Annotated in this window: 5 protein-coding genes and 1 pseudogene; all 6 read left to right on the top strand. The window is 33.1% G+C overall.

The features are described from left to right. Positions 1-259: 259 nt before the first annotated feature. The 6 genes and pseudogenes from QQZ16_RS01505 (at position 260) to QQZ16_RS01530 (ending at position 3,237) form a co-directional block, all read left to right on the top strand. The gene (locus tag QQZ16_RS01505; RefSeq protein WP_235252801.1) at positions 260-607 is read left to right on the top strand and encodes a hypothetical protein; all 348 of its coding nucleotides are present in this window, start codon (positions 260-262) and stop codon (positions 605-607) included. Between the two features lie 32 nt (positions 608-639). After that, entirely contained in the window at positions 640-906 is a 267-nt protein-coding gene (locus QQZ16_RS01510) for a hypothetical protein (protein ID WP_251629458.1), read from the top strand. A gap of 218 nt (positions 907-1,124) precedes the next feature. Continuing rightward, entirely contained in the window at positions 1,125-2,312 is a 1,188-nt protein-coding gene (locus QQZ16_RS01515; RefSeq protein ID WP_235252800.1) for a GTP-binding protein, read from the top strand. Positions 2,313-2,338: 26 nt separating this feature from the next. Next, on the top strand, positions 2,339-2,488 hold the full coding sequence (gene rpmG / locus QQZ16_RS01520) for a 50S ribosomal protein L33 (RefSeq protein WP_016203575.1): 150 nt from the start codon (positions 2,339-2,341) through the stop codon (positions 2,486-2,488). Between the two features lie 49 nt (positions 2,489-2,537). Further along, positions 2,538-2,806, top strand: a pseudogene (gene rpsN / locus QQZ16_RS01525) (30S ribosomal protein S14). Further along, a complete protein-coding gene (locus QQZ16_RS01530; RefSeq protein WP_284560995.1) occupies positions 2,806-3,237 on the top strand; it encodes a hypothetical protein in 432 nt (143 codons plus the stop codon). The pseudogene rpsN and the gene QQZ16_RS01530 overlap by 1 nt, the downstream one beginning before the upstream one ends. The last annotated feature ends 384 nt before the right edge of the window (positions 3,238-3,621 follow it).

Here is a 3,621-nt window from a genome sequence, read left to right on the forward strand (position 1 = left end):
TCTAGGAAAGGGCTAGCCCTTTCCTAGACACCCAAATCAACACTTCGAACAAATCTATTTGAATACGAAGGTGATCATCTACCTTGAGAAGTTGAAAAGTCATTTACACAAAAATATTGACAGTACCCTTAAAAAATAAATTCGATAATTATTATTTTCAAATTATTCTTTATTTTATCAAATAATATAGGTAATATGTTTTATAGGAGTTCTAAAAAATAATAATTTAATAGAAAAACCTAGTTATCAGGAGGGAAAAATGAAAATCCTAATTGGCCAGCCAAAAATGGAAAAGAGCTTACAACAATTATTAGTGGAATTAGAAAGTTTTCCTGAAGTGGATGTAATTCTATTTCCAGAGGGCTATTTCACTGCTGATTATTTAGAGGAAGTATGTCATTTAGCGAAAAAACATCATACATATATTGTCTCAGGTTATAAAGATGTGAATAATAAGGATAGAGCATTTATCGCCAATCGTTCTGGAAGGATGATGTTAGATAGAGCTAAAACGCCAGAGAATGAAATGTTATATAGACCATCCAAGACTAGTGATGACACATTATCATCAGGCTATTTACTTTGCAGAGAAATTTTTAAGGATTAGAAGGTTTAGAGAATGAAAATGTTAAGTTTATTTTGAATCCAATAGGTGTTGGCATGTATAGTGAGCAACAATATGAAGAATGGACTGGAGAAGCAAGAAAAAAAGCAATGAAGGAAAAAGCTTTCATTATAGGGACAAGCCATGCTGATGGGTCCTATCGAAATTGTGGTTTTTCCATCCCGATTGCTTACTGTTTCGATCAAAAAGGAAATGATTTATTACTTTCAAAAAATGATATTCGAACTAGAATTTTTGATACAGAGACTAATAGTATAAAGCTAGCAGAGAAATTAACATAATAGTAGAAGAAAGAAGGGGAATTAGTTAAGGCTAATTCCCTTAAGACAATAAATTTCCATCCAAATTAAAATAATTATGAAAAAGTTCTTTATAAACACTTGCAAATCGTAATCATTTCGTTTTATTATTAAATAGTTCGAAGGGTTTTAAAAATAGAACAAAGAACAAATGATTTTTTAAATCGTAATCATTTCGATTTGTTTTGGGAGTGAGAGTATTGAACAACAAGAAAATCCCTGTTACCGTTTTAAGCGGATATCTCGGGTCTGGTAAAACAACTTTGCTAAATCATCTTTTATCCAATAGGGAAAACCTAAAGGTTGCTGTTATTGTCAATGATATGAGTGAGGTAAATATTGACGCTTCATTGCTGAAACAGGAGGGTTTTTCAAGAACAGATGAAAAATTGGTGGAAATGCAAAATGGTTGCATCTGCTGTACACTTAGGGAAGATTTGATGCTAGAAGTGGAAAAGCTTGTGCAATTAGGTGATATTGATTATATCGTCATTGAATCGAGCGGGATTAGCGAACCGATTCCTGTTGCTCAAACATTTACCTATGTAGATGAGAGTGTAGGTATCGATTTATCCCGATACTGTCAGTTAGATACGATGGTTACTGTATTAGATGCTAATCGTTTTTGGCATGATTATTCTTCTGGTGAAAGTCTTTTAGACCGCAAGCAAGCAGTGGATGCAATGGATGAAAGAGAAATAGCAGATTTGTTAATCGATCAAATTGAATTTGCGAATGTTATTGTGTTGAATAAAACGGATTTAGTTTCGGAAAGCAAACTACAGGAACTGAAAGCAGTAGTCCAAAAGTTTAACCCAGAAGCCAAAATCATTGAAAGTGAATATTCCCGTATTTCCTTAAATCAAGTGTTATATACTCGGTTATTCGATTTTGAAGCTGCTAGTCAAAGTGCAGGCTGGATAAAAGAATTAAATGAAGAGCATATTCCGGAGACAGAGGAATATGGAATTTCTTCCTTTGTGTATCGTAGCAATAAACCTTTTCACCCTGTTAGATTGATGCAGTGGTTGGTAAACTGGCCAGTTGAAGTGGTTAGGTCGAAAGGATTTATTTGGTTGGCTACGAGAAATGAAATTGCTGGACTACTTTCTCAAGCAGGTCCATCCTTAACGATACAAGGAGCAGGCAATTGGGTAGCGACTTATTCGGAAAGCGAGCAGAAAGAAGTTTTAGAAGAAGATCCAGATTTACAAAAACGTTGGGATCCTCTTTATGGAGATCGCATGACAGAGTTAGTGTTTATTGGGATTGGCATGAATCAACAGCAAATGGAAGAAGAGCTAGATGCGTGTTTATTGACTGATATGGAAATGAAAAAGGATTGGACTAAATTCATTGATCCGCTACCTGCCTTTTTTGCAGAATGAGTAAAATTTATTAGGAGGAAGAAAAAATGAGAGTGAAAATTACTTTAGCATGTACAGAAACAGGAGATAGAAATTATATTACCACAAAAAACAAACGAAATAATCCAGACCGTATCGAGTTGATGAAGTATTGCCCACGTTTAAAAAAGCGTACTTTACACCGAGAAACAAAATAATTTTTTATAGTCGATAAATCGTAATGATTTCGTATTGGAGGAAACAATAATGGCAAAAAAATCAAAAATTGTAAAAGAAAAAAACGGCAAGCAATGGTTGAAAAATATGCAGCACTTCGAATGGAATTAAAAGAAAAAGGAGATATTGAAGCACTTAGAAAACTACCAAGAGATTCTTCAGCGACCCGCTTAAAAAACAGATGTGAAGTGACTGGTAGACCTAGAGGGTATTTGAGAACATTCAAAATGTCCCGTATTACATTTAGAGAATATGCCCATAAAGGACAGATTCCAGGAGTGAAAAAATCCAGCTGGTAATGAATAAAAAGAAAAGTCGTCAGCTTATTGGTTTGACGACTTTTATCTACACATCAAAAATGGAGGAACAGGAAATGAATTCCGTTAATCCTGAAGTAGTTCAATTTTTTTATCGAAGCGCGATTGCCAATTTGCCAGAAAAAAAACGGGAAATTTATCAATACATAGAGAGTAAAGAAGTAGAGTTAGAGGAAATGGCCATAAATGAGAAACAATTTATGGAGCTAATGGTCGGAAAATCGCCATTTAAGGAGGCTTCTGAATACTTTTCCCTCAGTATGCCTGCCATTAAAGAAATTATGGATGAAGCACAAGCGGAAATCGATTTAATGATAATGGCAAGAATTAATCAAATGAGATGGATAGATTATACTAAGTCAGATAGAAGTTTTCAAAAGAATAAAAAGAGGGTATTTGTTTTTGTTTCTTAAAAAACCACTTTTTACATTAATCAATTGCTATTCCCCATTTAACGAGAGAACGAAAACAAGTTAATAATCGCCGTTTTCCGAAAATAATATAAAACAATCAGTGTTACTCCAAGTATGAGTAGCACTTTTTTTATTATAAAAATAAAGCGATGAATTATATAATTTTTAAAAGTATCATATGTACGAACAAAGGTCACATATATATTAATATATTATAACAATTCATTATCATTTTCATATTGACATGGTACGCGTTTGATTGAGTCAAGTTTTTGTGGGAGTTTTTTTTAGCTCCCTTTTTATAAAGTAAAACTTCTAATTTTGTATCCGTTTTCTAAATGTTTTCTTTCATCAAAATTTCGTTTTTTTCTTTTTTTAAAAACC

It is taken from the genome of Bacillus sp. T2.9-1 (assembly GCF_950097965.1).
Lineage (GTDB): Bacteria > Bacillota > Bacilli > Bacillales > Cytobacillaceae > Niallia > Niallia hominis.